A 14,736-nucleotide genomic window follows, 5' to 3' on the forward strand; every position below is an offset into this window, starting at 1 on the left:
ACGGAGTCCGCCGCGGCGGCGGTCGGCTGTGGGGGGTGCGGGCGTGCCCCAGGGGGACGCCCCCTAGTGGTGGAACGCCGTCGCGACGTTCTCCGGGCGCTGCAACGGGCGTGGCTGTTCGCGCAGTTCGGGCAGCAGCGCTTCCAGGTCCGCCATGAACAGATCGGCGAGGTCCAGGGAGAAGCCGTTGCGGCAGACCACCCGCAGGACGGACAGGTCCTCGCGCTTCGGGGGGAAGGTGTAGGCGGGGATCAGCCAGCCGCGCTCCCGCATCCGCCGCGAGACGTCGAAGACGTCAAAGGCGGTGACGTCGTCCGCGGTGGTGAAGGCGAAGACCGGCAGTTCGTCGCCCTGGGACAGCAGCCGGAAATCGCCCAGCGCGCCGATCCGTTCGGCCATCGAGCGGGCCACGTCGCGGGTCGCCTGCTGTACGGCGCGGAAGCCGGACCGGCCGAGCCGCATGAAGGTGTAGTACTGCGCGGCGACCTGGGCGCCGGGCCGGGAGAAGTTGAGCGCGAAGGTCGGCATATCGCCGCCCAGGTAGTTGACGCGGAAGACCAGCTCCTCGGGCAGCGCGTCCGTATCGCGCCACAGGGCCCAGCCGACGCCCGGGTAGACCAGGCCGTACTTGTGCCCCGAGGTGTTGATGGAGGCGACCCGCGGCAGCCGGAAGTCCCAGACCAGCTCCGGGTCGAGGAACGGGGCGATCATGGCGCCGGACGCGCCGTCCACATGGACCGGGATGTCCCAGCCTTTCTGCTTCTGGACCTCGTCGAGTGCCGCGCAGATCCCGGCCACCGGCTCGTACGACCCGTCGAAGGTCGAGCCGAGGACCGCCACCACCCCGATGGTGTTCTCGTCGCACAGCTCGGCGGCGGAGGCCGCGTCCAGATGGAAGCGGTCGCCCTCCATCGGGACCATGCGTGCCTCGACCTCCCAGAAGTTGCAGAACTTCTCCCAGCAGACCTGGACGTTGGCGCCCATGATGAGGTTCGGCCGGGCCTCGCCCGGATACCGGTCCTTGTTCCTCTGCATCCAGCGCCGCTTGAGAGCCATCCCGGCGAGCATGCAGGCCTCGCTCGACCCGGTCGTGGAACAGCCGATGGTGGCCGCGGGGTCGGGGGCGTGCCACAGATCGGCGAGCATCGCCACGCACCGCTTCTCCAGTTCGGCGGTGCGCGGGTACTCGTCCTTGTCGATCATGTTCTTGTCCCGGCACTCCGCCATCAGGACGCCGGCCTGCGGTTCCATCCAGGTCGTGACGAACGTCGCCAGATTCAGCCGGGAGTTGCCGTCCAGCATCAGCTCGTCGTGTACGAACTGGTAGGCCGTGTGCGGGGAGACCGGGCCGTCGGGCAGGGTGTGCCGCGGCGGCTCGGTCTCCATGCCGGCGACCGGGTCGGCCTCGCCGTAGAAGGGGTTGACCGGGTGCTTGGTGTGCTTACGGTCGGATGCCGATGCGCCTTTGTGCAGAGTCATCTGTCGCCACTACCCGTCAACTCGCCGGTGAGAGGCCGTGCTTGATGGCCTTCGTGAATTTCACTACGCGCTCCGCCTGGATGCGGGCGGCGGTGCGCGCGTTCTCGTCGAGCGGGGTGTCCGGGCCGCCGACGTGGGAGGTGCCGTAGGGGTTGCCGTCGCGGAACTTCGCCGGGTCGGTGTAGCCCGGTGTCACGAGGATGCCGCCGAAATGGTGGACGGTCTGGTAGAGCGCGAGCAGGGTGGACTCCTGGCCGCCGTGCGGGGTGGCGCTCGCGGTGAAGCCGCTGTAGACCTTGTCGGCCAGCCTGCCCTGCTGCCACAGGCCGCCCAGGGTGTCGAGGTACTGCTTGAGCTGCGAGGTCACATTGCCGAAGCGGGTGGGGGTCCCGAAGATCACCGCGTCCGCCCAGAGCATGTCCTCGTGGGTGGCCTCCAGGACGTCCGCGGTGGCCGCCGCGTTCGCCGCCCAGGCCGGGTTGGCGTCGATCGCGGCCTGGGGGGCGAGTTCCGCGGTCCGGCGCAGTCGTACGTCGGCCCCCGCGTGCTCGGCGGCGTCCGCGATCCGCTGGGCGAGCTCGGCGACGGTGCCGGTCGACGAGTAGTAGATGACGGCGACATGCACGTCGTGAACGGGCATGGACGTACCTCCTCGAACCCGACGATAAGGGCATAAGGGGTACGTGGCCTCCAGGGTGCACCCACCGGATGGGCAACGGGCGGGCGGCCGTCCCGAAGGACCGCCGCCCGCCCGTACCCGCGTCCGCGCGAAGGCGCCGGGCCCGCCCGCCCGGCCCCGGGTCAGCCCGCGCTCGCCAGCGACAGCTTCGCCGCGAAGCCGAGGAACGCCGCGCCGGCGCCCGCGGACAGCCCGGCCGTCAGCCGCTTGCGGCGGCGGAAGGTCGCCGCCAGGAACGTCCCGCTGAAGATCAGGACCGACAGGTACGTGAAGCTGAACAGCTGCGCCCAGGCGCCCAGCGTCAGGAACGACAGCACCGGGTGGGCATAGGACGGGTCGACGAACTGCACGAAGAAGGAGATGAAGAACAGGATCGCCTTCGGGTTGAGCAGGCTGACCACCAGCGCCCTGCGGTACGGCCGCTCCACGGCCTCCTTCGGCGCCTCGGCCGCCCCGTCCTGCCGCGCGGCCCTGCGCGCTTCCCGGCCGCGCCACAGCGCCCAGGCGCCGCGCAGCATCCCGACCGCCAGCCACGTCAGATAGCCCGCGCCGGCGAACTTCACGACGGCGAACAGCACCGGGCTGGTCTGGAGCAGCGAGGCCACCCCGCCGGCCGACAGCGTCATCAGCACCGTGTCACCGCACAGCACACCGGCCGCCGCCCGGTAGGCCACCCGCGGCCCGCGCCGGGCCGCCACCGAAACGACGTACAGCGAATTAGGACCCGGCAGAAGAATGATCAGCGCGAGCCCCACCAGATACGTGGACAGATCCGTTATCCCCAGCATGTGCGGCAGGATCTCATCCCCCCGTCCGCCGCCTCACCGGCTTTTCATGATGCGGACTTGCACCTCACGTGACGTGAGGACACATCGTGGAGCGCGTACCGAGAAGGGAGCGGAAGTGAGCTATTCGGTAGGGCAGGTCGCCGCCTTCGCCGGGGTGACGGTGCGCACCTTGCACCACTACGACGAGATCGGGCTGTTGCTGCCCGGCGAGCGCAACCACGCAGGTCACCGGCGCTACGGCGAGTACGACCTGGACCGGCTCCAGCAGATCCTGTTCTACCGGGAGCTCGGGTTTCCGCTCGAAGAGGTCGCGGCCCTCCTGGACGACCCGGACGCCGACCCGCAGGAACATCTGCGGCGCCAGCACGACCTGCTGACGGGGCGGATCGGCAGACTCCAGGAGATGGCCGCCGCCGTCGAACACGCGATGGAGGCACGCAGGATGAAGGTACAGCTCACACCGGAGGAGAAGTTCGAGGTCTTCGGGGACTTCGACCCCGACGCGCATGCCGCGGAGGCGGAGGAGCGCTGGGGCGGCACGGACGCCTACAAGGAATCGCAGCGCAGGGCGGCCACGTACACCAAGGACGACTGGAAGCGGCTGACGGCGGAGTTCGACGCCCTGCACCGCACGATGGCGGACCTGCTCGCACAGGGCGTGCCGGCGGACTCCGAGGCGGCCATGGACGTCGCGGAGGAGCACCGCCGGTTCATCAGCGGCACGTACTACGACTGCCCCTACGAGATGCACAGCGGACTCGGCGAGATGTACGTCACCGACGAGCGGTTCACCGCCACCTACGAGGCCATCAGGCCGGGCCTCGCCGTCTACATGCGTGACGCGATGCTGGCCAACGCCGTCCGCCACCTGTGATCCGTGCGGGCCGGGGAAGCGCGCCCCCGGCCCGTACGACCCGGCCCCGGCCGGGTGGGGGCCCCGGGGCCCGCCTGGAACCAAGGGGAGTCATGCGGCGTTGATAGTTTTGGGCCGCACCCGCGCCTGCACCCTCGTCGCTTCACTCGTCGCACCGCACGATCCGGCGCCCTCGACCCAGGAGCCTTCACCCCGTGAATACTCTCGCGCTCGGCCCCCAGTGGCTGGACCCGGACTATCTGATCGCGACATTCGGCCTGATCGGCGTCCTGGCCATCGTCTTCGCGGAGTCCGGCCTGCTGATCGGCTTCTTCCTGCCGGGCGACTCGCTGCTGTTCACCACCGGCCTGCTGGTGACGACGAACAAGCTGGACCGGCCGCTGTGGATGGTGTGCTCCCTGATCGTCCTGGCCGCCGTCCTCGGCGACCAGGCGGGCTATCTCTTCGGCCGCAAGGTCGGGCCCTCGCTCTTCAAGCGCCCCGACTCCCGCCTCTTCAAGCAGGAGAACGTCGAGAAGGCGCACGAGTTCTTCGAGAAGCACGGCCCCAAGTCGCTGATCCTGGCCCGCTTCGTACCGATCGTGCGTACGTTCACGCCGATCATCGCCGGTGTGAGCCGGATGAACTACCGCTCCTTCATCACCTTCAACCTCATCGGCGGCGCCCTGTGGGGCGCCGGTGTCACGCTGCTCGGGGCCTCGCTGGGGAAGGTCGAGTTCGTCCACAAGCACATCGAGCTGATCCTCGTCGCGATCGTGCTGATCTCCGTCGTGCCGATCGCCATCGAGTACCTCCGCGCCCGCGGCAAGGCGAAGAAGGAGCAGTCCGCCCCGCCGTACCCCGCGGACCGCCCCCACGGCCCCGCCCCCGACACCCGCCGCGGCCGCCACGCCAAGCGCTGACCCCCCGCGCGTCACCAGCCCACTCATTTCCGACTGGTAGCCGAAACGTCGCCCCCGGGCACGCGCCGTGCATCCCCATCAGGCATCGTGTCCTTGTCATCCGTCAGGAGGCTTACGAGGAGAGCGAAGACCCGTGGCGTCGGACCCACAGCGCGGCCAGCGGGGCGCGAGCGGCAGCAGCAGCGCCTCGGATCAGAGCGGTCCCGAGGAGCGCAAGCCCCAGCCGGACGAGGCGCACAGCGCCTTCACCCCGCCGCTGGGCGTGCCCTACCCTCCGCTCCCCGAGGACGAGCACCCCACCTCCGAGTTCGCGCTGCCCTCCGGCATGCGCCCGGAGACCCCGGCCGAGCAGGAGGGCTCGGCGTTCACACGGCCCAGCAGCACCACCGGCCAGACACCGATGCCCGTCGGCTCCACCGCCCTGAGCTACGCCTTCACCCCGCCGCACGGCATCCCTGCCGTCCGCCTCACCAAAGAGGCGCCCTGGCAGGACCGGATGCGGACGATGCTCCGGATGCCGGTGGGGGAGCGGCCGGTCCCCGAGCGCATCGAGCGGGCCGACGACGAGACCGGCCCGGCCGTACCCCGCGTACTCGACCTGACCCTGCGTATCGGCGAGATCCTGCTCGCCGGCGGTGAGGGCGCGGAGGACGTCGAGGCCGCCATGTTCGGCGTCGCGCACGCCTACGGGCTGGAGCGCGTCGAGCCGACCGTCACCTTCACCCTGCTGTCGATCTCCTACCAGCCCTCGCTGGTCGACGACCCGGTCACGGCCAGCCGCACGGTCCGGCGCCGCGGTGTCGACTACAACCGGCTGTCCGCGGTCTTCCGGCTCGTCGACGAGATCACCTCCGAGGGCATCACCCTCGAAGAGGCCTACCGCGGCCTCGCCGAGATCCGCCGTAACCGCCACCCGTACCCGAGCTGGGCGCTGACGGTGGCCTCCGGGCTGCTGTCCGGTGCCGCCTCCATGCTGGTCGGCGGCACGATGCTGGTGTTCGTCGCGGCCGCGGTGGGCTCGATGCTCGGCGACCGGCTGGCCTGGCTCGCGTCCGCGCGCGGGCTGCCGGAGTTCTACCAGTTCGTGGTCGCGGCGATGCCGCCCGCGGCGGTGGGTGTCGCCTTCGGTCTGGCCCACCTCAATGTGCAGGCATCCGCGGTGATCACCGGTGGACTGTTCGCGCTGATCCCGGGACGGGCGCTGGTGGCCGGCGTCCACGACGGGCTGACCGGCTACTACATCACCGCCGCCGCCCGTCTGCTGGAGGTCGGCTACCTCATCGTCGGCATCGTCGTCGGCGTGCTCAGCGTGCTCTACATCGGTCTTCAGCTGAACCCCGGCCTGCGGCGGCTCAACCCCGAGCAGTCGCTGGGGGACTACAACGAGCCGCTGGTGCAGATCGCGGCGGCCATGCTGCTGGCGCTGGCGTTCTGCGTGCTGCTCCAGCAGGAACGTCACACCGTGGCGTTTGCGACCCTGAACGGTGGCGTCGCCTGGGTCGTGTACGGCGCGCTCACCTACGTCGCCGGGATGAACGCCGTGCCCGCCACCGCGATCGCGGCCGGACTGGTCGGCCTCTTCGGCCAGTTGCTCTCCCGCTACCGCTATGCGTCCGCGTTGCCGTACGTCACCGCGGCCATCGGCCCGCTGCTGCCCGGTAGCGCCACGTACTTCGGCCTGCTCAACTTCGCCCAGGGGCACCTGCCGCAGGGCCTCACGTCGCTGGTCCAGGCCGTCTCGCTGGCGCTGGCCATCGCGGTGGGGGTCAACCTCGGCGCGGAGGTGGCCCGGCTGTTCCTGCGGGCCCCCGGCATCGAGGAGGCCGGCGCCCGCCGCGCCGCCAAGCGCACCCGCGGCTTCTAGGCGGCCACCGGGCCCCGACACGCACGACGGGCGGCAACCCAACCGGGTGCCGCCCGTTCGCGTACGAAAATCAGCCCGCAGATCCCGGCGCGCCGCGGTCGGGAAAACCCCGCCACACGCCGGGACGGCACGGCTGCGTCAGTGCTTGCCGCCCTGCGCCTCGAGGCGCTTGTACGAGGCCTCGATCTCGGCCTCGGCCTCGGTGCGGCCGACCCAGTTGGCACCCTCGACGGACTTACCGGGCTCCAGGTCCTTGTAGACCTCGAAGAAGTGCTGGATCTCCAGGCGGTCGAACTCCGACACGTGGTGGATGTCCCGCAGGTGCTCCACACGCGGGTCGGACGCCGGCACGCACAGCAGCTTGTCGTCGCCGCCTGCCTCGTCCGTCATGCGGAACATGCCGATGGCGCGGCACTTGATGAGGCAGCCGGGGAAAGTCGGCTCGTCCAGGATGACCAGGGCGTCCAGCGGGTCGCCGTCCTCGCCCAGGGTGTTCTCGACAAATCCGTAGTCCGCCGGGTAGCTGGTCGAGGTGAAGAGTCGACGGTCCAGGCGGATCCGACCGGTCTCGTGGTCCACCTCGTACTTGTTCCGCGAACCCTTCGGGATCTCGATGGTGACGTCGAACTCCACGGGTGGCTCCTCCATGATCAACACATACGTCTGGTGATTAAGTGTCCCCCACGCAGGTGTGTGGTGGCGAAAGGGGCTGGTCCGAGGTGCCGGAGACCGGAAAGTGGCAGGTCAGATGGCAGTCGGCGGAGCGGTCCGCGCGGGCGGCGACGCGCGCTGCGGTCCGCTCGGCGCAGACAGCGGTCGAGGCGGCGCGAAGCGCGGTCGATGCCGCGCGGCAGGCCTGGGAGGCCACACCGCGCCATACCCAGCAGACCTGGCGGCTGACGGCGGTCTCCGCAGCCACCGGTCTGGCGGTCGCGCTCGCCGCGGTGGCGGCGGCCGGGCCGTGGGACTCGGGTCAGCGTACGGCCGAGCGCACGGAGGCGGGCTCGATGGACGGTGCCAGTGGCGAGCATCACGCCGCTGACCCCGGGCCGGCGCCCAGCGCACCGCCGGTGCTCCCCGCGCTCGGCGCCACCGCCCCCGGCTCCGCGGGCCGTGGCGCCGCCCCCGTGCCCACCGGCGCGGGGCTGGCGGACGCGCTCGCACCGCTGCTGAAGGACCCGGCGCTCGGCCCGCTGCGGACGGCCTCCGTCCTGGACGTCGCCGCGGGCCGCGAGGTCTTCGGCGAGCACCAGGGCACGGCCGCCACCCCCGCTTCCACCGTGAAGCTCGCCACCGCCGTCGCCGCGCTCTCCGTACGCGGACCCGACCACCGCATCGACACCACCGTCGTCATGGGCGGCAAGAACCGCATCGTCCTGGTCGGCGGCGGCGACCCCACCCTCACCGCCCGCGCCCCGCGGAAGGGCGCCGAGGAACAGCCCGCGAATCTGCGCACCCTCGCCGACGCCACCGCCCGCGCCCTCAAGCACCGCCACCTCACCAAGATCAGCCTCGGTTACGACACCAGCGCCTACTCGGGCCCCGTCGAGCACCCCATCGGCCCGAACGAGAACATCGCCCCCGTCACCGCGCTGATGGCCGACGAGGCGCGCCTCGACGACACCGACCACGGCACCGCCCCCCGCGACACCGACCCGGCCCGCGCCGCGGCCCACGCCTTCGCCGGACTGCTCCACCAGCGCGGCATCACCGTCGACGGCGACCCCGCCGGGGCCAAGGCCCCCAAGAAGGCCGACCGGATCGCCGCCGTCCACTCCCTGCCGCTGTCCGCGCTCGTCGAGCGGATGCTCACCCACAGCGACAACGACATCGCCGAGGCCCTGGCCCGCCAGACCGCCCTGGGCTCGCGGCAGCCGGCCAGCTTCGCCGGCGCCGGAAAGGCCGTCCGTGCCGCCCTCGAACGGCAGCATCTGCCCCTGTCCGGCGCCGTCTTCGAGGACGGCAGCGGCCTGGACCGCGACGACAAGGTCACCGCCGCCCTGCTCTCCCGCCTCCTGCTACAGGCCTCGTCGCCCGACCGTCCCGCCCTGCGCCCGGTCGTCACCGGCCTCCCGGTGGCCGCCTTCACCGGCACCCTCAGCAACCGCTACCGGGGCCAGAGCGCCGGCGCCGGTGCCGTACGCGCCAAGACCGGCACCCTCACCGGGGTGAACACCCTGGCCGGCACCGTCGTCGACGCCGACGGACGGCTCCTCGTCTTCTCCTTCATGACCACGGGCACTACCGATCCCCAGGGCGCCCAGAAGGCCCTCGACAAACTCGCCTCGGCAGTGGCCAATTGCGGCTGCCGCTGAGGCACCGGACACCCGGCCCACCCATGGACACCTCCCACGCCCGCCCCCACGAAGCCTTTCCCCACCCACCCACGGGAGGTGACGGGCCGGAGGGGCCTGGTGTGTGGACGTAAGGCGAAGCAGTCCACACACCAGGCCCCGGAGGTCCGTCACCGCCCCCACAGCCCCGCGCAGCGGACCCGCCCGCCGCAGGCGCAACGGCGAACAACCACCACGGCGGGAAAGCCGAAAACGTGGACGCGAGCTAAGCGCAGCGGACCGGCCCGCCGCAGGCGCAACGGCGAGCGCCCCGCGCAGCGGGCGACAAACGGCGAACAACCACCACGGCGGGAAAGCCGAAAACGTGGGCAGAGCCAAAACCGTGGTCCGCTACCCCACAGCGGAGCGCCCACGTACGGTGAACTCATGACGAGCATCGGTGGGACCGAGATGGTCGACTGGAATCTCGCGGTCGCGACCGCGACCCGGTTCGTGCGGCCGGGGCCAGAGGTGAGCCGGGACGAGGCGCGCGCGATCGTCGCCGAGCTGCGCAAGCACGCCAAGTCCTCCGAGGCCCATGTCCGCGCCTTCACGCGGATGGCACAGCCCGACGCGATGGGCGAGGAGCCGCATGACACGCCGGTCCTCGTCGTGGACCGGCCCGGCTGGATCAAGGCGAACGTCGCCGGGTTCCGGGCCGTGCTCAAGCCGCTGCTGGCCAAGATGGAGGACCGCCGCTCGGCGGCCCCCGGCGGCGCGGTGCTCGGCGCGGTGGGCGGCAAGGTCACCGGCGTGGAGCTGGGCATGCTGCTGTCGTTCCTGTCCTCGCGCGTCCTGGGCCAGTACGAGACGTTCGCACCGGCCTCCCGCGACCTGCCGGCCGCGGCTCAGGGCGGGCGGCTGCTGCTCGTCGCGCCGAACATCGTGCACGTGGAGCGCGAGCTGGAGGTGGAACCGCACGACTTCCGGCTGTGGGTGTGCCTCCACGAGGAGACCCACCGCACCCAGTTCACCGCCGTCCCGTGGCTGCGGGACCACATCGAGGGCGAGATCCAGGCCTTCCTCGGCGAGACGGACATCGACCCGGGCACCCTCCTGGAGCGGCTGCGCGAGGCCGCCCAGTCGCTGGCCGGAGCCAAGCCCGACGGCGAGGAGGGCGAGGACGGCAGCCGCTCCCTCGTCGATCTCGTCCAGACCCCCGCGCAGCGCGAGATCCTCGGCCGGCTCACCGCGGTGATGTCCCTGCTGGAGGGGCATGCCGACTACGTGATGGACGGTGTCGGACCCGATGTCGTGCCGTCGGTCGCCGAGATCCGCGAGAAGTTCCAGAAGCGGCGGGCCAGCGGCGCGGGCCGGCTCGACCAGGCGCTGCGCAAGCTGCTCGGCCTCGACGCCAAGCTGCGGCAGTACCGCGACGGCGAGCGGTTCGTCAGCGCGGTCGTCGACGAGGTCGGCATGAACGGCTTCAACCGCGTCTGGACGTCCCCGAACACCCTCCCGACCAAACAAGAGATCGCCAAACCGGCGGACTGGATCGCACGGGTGCACCGCAAGGCGGACGGGGCACCGTAAGCGAACGGCGTGAGCTGGGCACGCCGGGTGGCAGTAGAGCGCCCCTTCAATCACCCGTCTGAGGGACCGTTACGGATGGATAGGCGTGCAATGCTCGGGGAACCGCTCGCCTCTGTCACCATCTAGGCACTCTGTGTGACGAAAAAGCCCTCACCGGCCTGAGGCTCCCCAGCTGAACGATTGGAAACGGACATGGGTCCCCATCCAGCGGTCGCCGCGATACGCCTGGCGGTCCGCCGCGTACTCCACGACGTCCTCACCCATCACTGCGCGCAGGACCGGCACGAGCCCCCGCTCGTGCTCGTCGCCTGCTCCGGCGGCGCCGATTCGATGGCGCTCGCCTCCGCTCTCGCCTTCGAGGCCCCCAAACTGGGGGTCCGCGCCGGGGGCGTCACCATCGACCACGGCCTCCAGGAGGGCTCGGACCTCCGCGCCGCCGAGGTCGCCCTTCGGCTGCGGGGCCTGCGGCTGGACCCCGTCGAGGTCGTCGCCGTCGATGTGAACGAACCGAACAGGGTGGCGCACGGCGCCTCCTACCGGGGTGGTGGCGGGCGAGGGGCGGGCGGGCCGGAAGCCGCCGCCCGCGACGCCCGTTACGCCGCCCTGGACGACATCGCGGAGCGCCACGGTGCCACCGCGGTCCTCCTCGGCCACACCCGCGACGACCAAGCGGAAACGGTGCTGCTCGGTCTCGCCCGCGGCTCCGGGACCCGCTCGCTCTCCGGGATGGCCGCAACGAGCGGCAGGGACGGCCGCTACCGCCGGCCCTTCCTCGACGTGGACCGTCAGACCGCCCGCAAGGCCTGCCTGATCCAGTCGCTGCCCGTCTGGGACGACCCGCACAACACCGACCCCGCCTACACCCGCTCACGGCTCCGCCACGAGGGGCTGCCCGCACTGGAGAAGGCGCTCGGCAAGGGCGTCGTCGAGGCGCTCGCCCGTACCGCCCAGCTCTCCCGTGACGACGCCGACGCCCTGGACGCCTGGGCCGCCGACGCGGAGGGCACGGTCCTCGACGACACCGGCACCCTCGACATCGCCGCCCTGTTCGCCCTGCCCCCCGCGGTGCGCCGCCGGGTGCTGCGCCGGGCCGTCATCGGCGCCGGCTCACCGGCCGGTTCGCTCTTCGCCCGCCACATCGAGGAAGTGGACCGGCTCATCACGGCCTGGAGGGGGCAGGGGGCCATCAACCTCCCCGGGCGAGTGGGTGTGCGACGGCAGGGTGGCAGACTGGTGATTCGGCAGGGCTGAGCCGCAGACGCTGCCCCGCATCCGAAGTCTCACGACTGACGCGAACACCGAACAGAGCGAGAGTGGCACGGGTGGACGACAAGGACATGGGTTCCGACCTTCAGTCGGTACTCATCAGCAAGGAAGAGATCGACGCGAAGCTGGCAGAGCTGGCCGCGAAGATCGACGCGGAGTACGCGGGCAAGGACCTGCTCATCGTCGGTGTCCTCAAGGGCGCCGTGATGGTCATGGCGGACCTGGCGCGCGCGCTGTCCACCCCCGTCACGATGGACTGGATGGCCGTGTCGTCGTACGGCGCGGGCACCCAGTCCTCCGGCGTGGTCCGCATCCTCAAGGACCTCGACACCGACATCAAGGGCAAGCACGTCCTGATCGTCGAGGACATCATCGACTCCGGCCTGACGCTGTCGTGGCTGCTGTCGAACCTCGGCTCGCGGGAGCCGGCCTCGCTGGAGGTCTGCACCCTGCTGCGCAAGCCGGACGCGGCCAAGGTCGCCATCGACGTGAAGTGGATCGGCTTCGACATCCCCAACGAGTTCGTGGTGGGGTACGGCCTCGACTTCGCGGAGAAGTACCGCAATCTGCCGTTCGTCGGTACCCTCGCGCCGCACGTATACGGCGGCTGAGGGCGCTCCCCGTGCCCGTCCGGCCGACGCGGCCGGACGTGGCTCGGACCTGCCGCTGCGGGCCGGCGGGAACCCTTCGGGGCCTTCCACCGTTGGAGCAGGGAGGACGGAATCCTCGGCCGCATGTTCACCGTCGGCGCAGGCGCCGGGTGACAATGCTGGGGTACCGTCCGAAGGCAGTTCTTTTTCGGGCCAGTAATACACCGTACGCACGACCAGCCCTCCCAAGGGCGTTGTGCCTCACTGTGGCAGGAGGGACGGGGCCTCAGCGGCTCCGTATGGATGGACGTGAAGCGATACTTCCGTGGGCCGGTCATGTGGATCGTGCTGGCCGTCCTCGCCGTGGTCGTGTTGATGCAGGTCGTCGGCTCGTCCGGCGGCTACAAGACGGTGGACACCGGTCAGGTCGTCAAGGCGATCGCTGACAACAAGGTGAAATCCGCCGAGCTGACGACCGGTGACGAGAACAAGATCAAGATCGAGCTGTCGGGCTCCAACAAGATTGAGGGCTCCAACAAGCTCCAGGCGAGCTACATCGGCGACCAAGGCGTCGACGTGGCCAAGAACCTGCAGGCCAAGTACCAGACCGGCGAGATCAAGGACGGGTACACCGTCTCCCCGTCGAAGCAGAACCCGTTCGTCAACGTGCTGCTCTCGCTGCTTCCCTTCGTCCTCATCGTGGTTGTCTTCCTCTTCCTGATGAACCAGATGCAGGGCGGCGGCTCCCGGGTGATGAACTTCGGGAAGTCGAAGGCGAAGCTGATCACGAAGGACACCCCCAAGACGACGTTCACCGACGTCGCGGGGTCGGACGAGGCCGTCGAGGAACTCCACGAGATCAAGGAGTTCCTCCAGGAGCCGGCGAAGTTCCAGGCCGTCGGCGCCAAGATCCCCAAGGGCGTGCTGCTGTACGGCCCGCCCGGAACGGGCAAGACGCTGCTGGCGCGTGCCGTCGCCGGCGAGGCGGGCGTCCCGTTCTACTCGATCTCCGGCTCCGACTTCGTCGAGATGTTCGTCGGTGTCGGTGCGTCCCGTGTCCGTGACCTCTTCGAGCAGGCCAAGGCGAACGCCCCGGCGATCGTCTTCGTCGACGAGATCGACGCCGTCGGCCGGCACCGCGGTGCGGGCCTGGGCGGTGGCCACGACGAGCGCGAGCAGACCCTCAACCAGCTCCTGGTCGAGATGGACGGCTTCGACGTGAAGGGCGGCGTGATCCTGATCGCCGCCACGAACCGTCCGGACATCCTCGACCCGGCGCTGCTGCGCCCCGGCCGTTTCGACCGGCAGATCGCCGTCGACCGTCCGGACCTCCAGGGCCGTCTCGAAATCCTCAAGGTCCACCAGAAGGGCAAGCCGGTCGCGCAGGACGTCGACCTCTCGGCCGTCGCCAAGCGCACCCCCGGCTTCACCGGTGCCGATCTGTCGAACGTCCTGAACGAGGCCGCGCTGCTGACGGCCCGGAGCGACGAGAAGCTGATCAACAACCACTTCCTGGACGAGGCGATCGACCGCGTCGTGGCCGGACCGCAGAAGCGGACCCGGATCATGTCCGAGAAGGAGAAGAAGATCACCGCGTACCACGAGGGCGGACACGCCCTGGTCGCGGCGGCCTCACCGAACTCCGACCCGGTCCACAAGATCACGATCTTGTCCCGCGGCCGGGCCCTGGGCTACACCATGGTCCTGCCCGACGAGGACAAGTACTCCACCACCCGCAACGAGATGCTCGACCAGCTGGCGTACATGCTGGGCGGGCGTGCGGCGGAGGAGCTGGTCTTCCACGACCCGACCACCGGCGCCGCGAACGACATCGAGAAGGCGACCGCCACGGCCCGCGCGATGGTCACGCAGTACGGCATGACCGAGCGGCTCGGCGCGATCAAGTTCGGCACCGACAACTCCGAGCCCTTCCTGGGCCGTGAGATGGGTCACCAGCGCGACTACTCGGAAGAGGTCGCCGCGCTGGTCGATGAGGAAGTCAAGAGGCTCATCGAGACCGCGCACAACGAGGCGTGGGAGATCCTGGTCGAGAACCGCGATGTGCTGGACAACCTGGTGCTGACGCTGCTGGAGAAGGAGACCCTCAACAAGGAGGAGATCGCCGAGCTCTTCAAGCACGTGGTCAAGCGCCCGGCCCGCCCGGCGTGGACCGGCTCCTCGCGCCGTACGCCCTCCAGCCGCCCGCCGGTGCTGTCGCCGAGGGAGCTGGCCCCGGCCAACGGCTCGGTGACCACGACCGCCACCGTCTCCACGGAGAAGGCGGAAGCCCCCGAGGACAAGCGTCCCGAGAGCTGATCCCGAGGCCCCCGGGCCCCGGAATAGATGCCGCGCCCCCCAGGTTTAACCTGGGGGGCGCGGCATTCCGCGATTCCACCGCGATTTCGAGCGGGCGCAGAAGGAACGAGGC

At 70.5% G+C, this 14,736-nt stretch carries 12 protein-coding genes; 8 read left to right on the forward strand and 4 right to left on the reverse strand.

The window, feature by feature from the left end; all coding sequences use genetic code 11:
- Positions 1–63 precede the first annotated feature (63 nt).
- From K7C20_RS20840 to leuE, 3 genes are all read right to left on the reverse strand, one after another.
- A complete protein-coding gene (locus tag K7C20_RS20840) occupies positions 64–1,479 on the reverse strand; it encodes a glutamate decarboxylase (protein ID WP_030077115.1) in 1,416 nt (471 codons plus the stop codon).
- Between the two features lie 16 nt (positions 1,480–1,495).
- The gene (wrbA, locus tag K7C20_RS20845; protein ID WP_030077117.1) at positions 1,496–2,119 is read right to left on the reverse strand and encodes an NAD(P)H:quinone oxidoreductase; all 624 of its coding nucleotides are present in this window, start codon (positions 2,117–2,119) and stop codon (positions 1,496–1,498) included.
- Positions 2,120–2,280: 161 nt separating this feature from the next.
- Positions 2,281–2,946 carry a leucine efflux protein LeuE gene (leuE, locus tag K7C20_RS20850; RefSeq protein WP_053209515.1) on the reverse strand — a complete coding sequence of 222 codons (666 nt, stop codon included), beginning with the start codon at positions 2,944–2,946 and terminating at the stop codon, positions 2,281–2,283.
- 115 nt (positions 2,947–3,061) lie between these two features.
- Here leuE and K7C20_RS20855 point away from each other — a divergent pair, with 115 nt between their 5' ends.
- The 3 genes from K7C20_RS20855 to K7C20_RS20865 all read left to right on the forward strand — a co-directional run bounded on the left by K7C20_RS20855 (position 3,062) and on the right by K7C20_RS20865 (position 6,586).
- Complete coding sequence (locus tag K7C20_RS20855) at positions 3,062–3,820, forward strand: MerR family transcriptional regulator (protein ID WP_030077121.1); 759 nt, start codon at positions 3,062–3,064, stop codon at positions 3,818–3,820.
- Positions 3,821–4,014: 194 nt separating this feature from the next.
- Positions 4,015–4,722 (forward strand): DedA family protein, encoded by a 708-nt coding sequence (locus tag K7C20_RS20860; RefSeq protein ID WP_030077123.1) that lies wholly within the window; start codon positions 4,015–4,017, stop codon positions 4,720–4,722.
- A 133-nt stretch (positions 4,723–4,855) separates the two neighbouring features.
- A complete protein-coding gene (locus K7C20_RS20865) occupies positions 4,856–6,586 on the forward strand; it encodes a threonine/serine exporter family protein (protein ID WP_030077124.1) in 1,731 nt (576 codons plus the stop codon).
- 138 nt (positions 6,587–6,724) lie between these two features.
- Here the strand turns inward: K7C20_RS20865 and K7C20_RS20870 are convergent, their stop codons facing one another.
- Positions 6,725–7,219, reverse strand: a complete 495-nt coding sequence (locus K7C20_RS20870; protein ID WP_030077125.1) for an inorganic diphosphatase — start codon at positions 7,217–7,219, stop codon at positions 6,725–6,727.
- Positions 7,220–7,305: 86 nt separating this feature from the next.
- On the opposite strand from K7C20_RS20870, the gene dacB reads away from it, so the two are divergent.
- The 5 genes from dacB (at position 7,306) to ftsH (ending at position 14,624) form a co-directional block, all read left to right on the forward strand.
- On the forward strand, positions 7,306–8,901 hold the full coding sequence (dacB, locus tag K7C20_RS20875; RefSeq protein ID WP_030077126.1) for a D-alanyl-D-alanine carboxypeptidase/D-alanyl-D-alanine endopeptidase: 1,596 nt from the start codon (positions 7,306–7,308) through the stop codon (positions 8,899–8,901).
- Positions 8,902–9,306: 405 nt separating this feature from the next.
- Complete coding sequence (locus K7C20_RS20880; protein WP_053209516.1) at positions 9,307–10,452, forward strand: zinc-dependent metalloprotease; 1,146 nt, start codon at positions 9,307–9,309, stop codon at positions 10,450–10,452.
- A 192-nt stretch (positions 10,453–10,644) separates the two neighbouring features.
- Positions 10,645–11,703 carry a tRNA lysidine(34) synthetase TilS gene (gene tilS, locus K7C20_RS20885; protein WP_053209517.1) on the forward strand — a complete coding sequence of 353 codons (1,059 nt, stop codon included), beginning with the start codon at positions 10,645–10,647 and terminating at the stop codon, positions 11,701–11,703.
- Positions 11,704–11,789: 86 nt separating this feature from the next.
- The gene (hpt, locus tag K7C20_RS20890) at positions 11,790–12,329 is read left to right on the forward strand and encodes a hypoxanthine phosphoribosyltransferase (RefSeq protein ID WP_030077134.1); all 540 of its coding nucleotides are present in this window, start codon (positions 11,790–11,792) and stop codon (positions 12,327–12,329) included.
- Positions 12,330–12,611: 282 nt separating this feature from the next.
- Positions 12,612–14,624: an ATP-dependent zinc metalloprotease FtsH gene (gene ftsH, locus K7C20_RS20895; RefSeq protein ID WP_053209518.1), complete on the forward strand. Its 2,013-nt coding sequence runs from the start codon at positions 12,612–12,614 to the stop codon at positions 14,622–14,624.
- Positions 14,625–14,736: the final 112 nt, after the last annotated feature.

Origin of the sequence: Streptomyces decoyicus, from assembly GCF_019880305.1 — a bacterium.
Taxonomy (GTDB): domain Bacteria; phylum Actinomycetota; class Actinomycetes; order Streptomycetales; family Streptomycetaceae; genus Streptomyces; species Streptomyces decoyicus.

Bases quoted from the DNA above. Each gene is read 5' to 3' on its own strand.
- K7C20_RS20840 (WP_030077115.1), bottom strand. From the start codon at position 1,479: ATGACTCTGCACAAAGGCGCATCGGCATCCGACCGTAAGCACACCAAG.
- wrbA (WP_030077117.1), bottom strand. From the start codon at position 2,119: ATGCCCGTTCACGACGTGCATGTCGCCGTCATCTACTACTCGTCGACC.
- leuE (WP_053209515.1), bottom strand. From the start codon at position 2,946: ATGCTGGGGATAACGGATCTGTCCACGTATCTGGTGGGGCTCGCGCTG.
- K7C20_RS20880 (WP_053209516.1), top strand. From the start codon at position 9,307: ATGACGAGCATCGGTGGGACCGAGATGGTCGACTGGAATCTCGCGGTC.
- tilS (WP_053209517.1), top strand. From the start codon at position 10,645: ATGGGTCCCCATCCAGCGGTCGCCGCGATACGCCTGGCGGTCCGCCGC.
- hpt (WP_030077134.1), top strand. From the start codon at position 11,790: ATGGGTTCCGACCTTCAGTCGGTACTCATCAGCAAGGAAGAGATCGAC.
- ftsH (WP_053209518.1), top strand. From the start codon at position 12,612: ATGGACGTGAAGCGATACTTCCGTGGGCCGGTCATGTGGATCGTGCTG.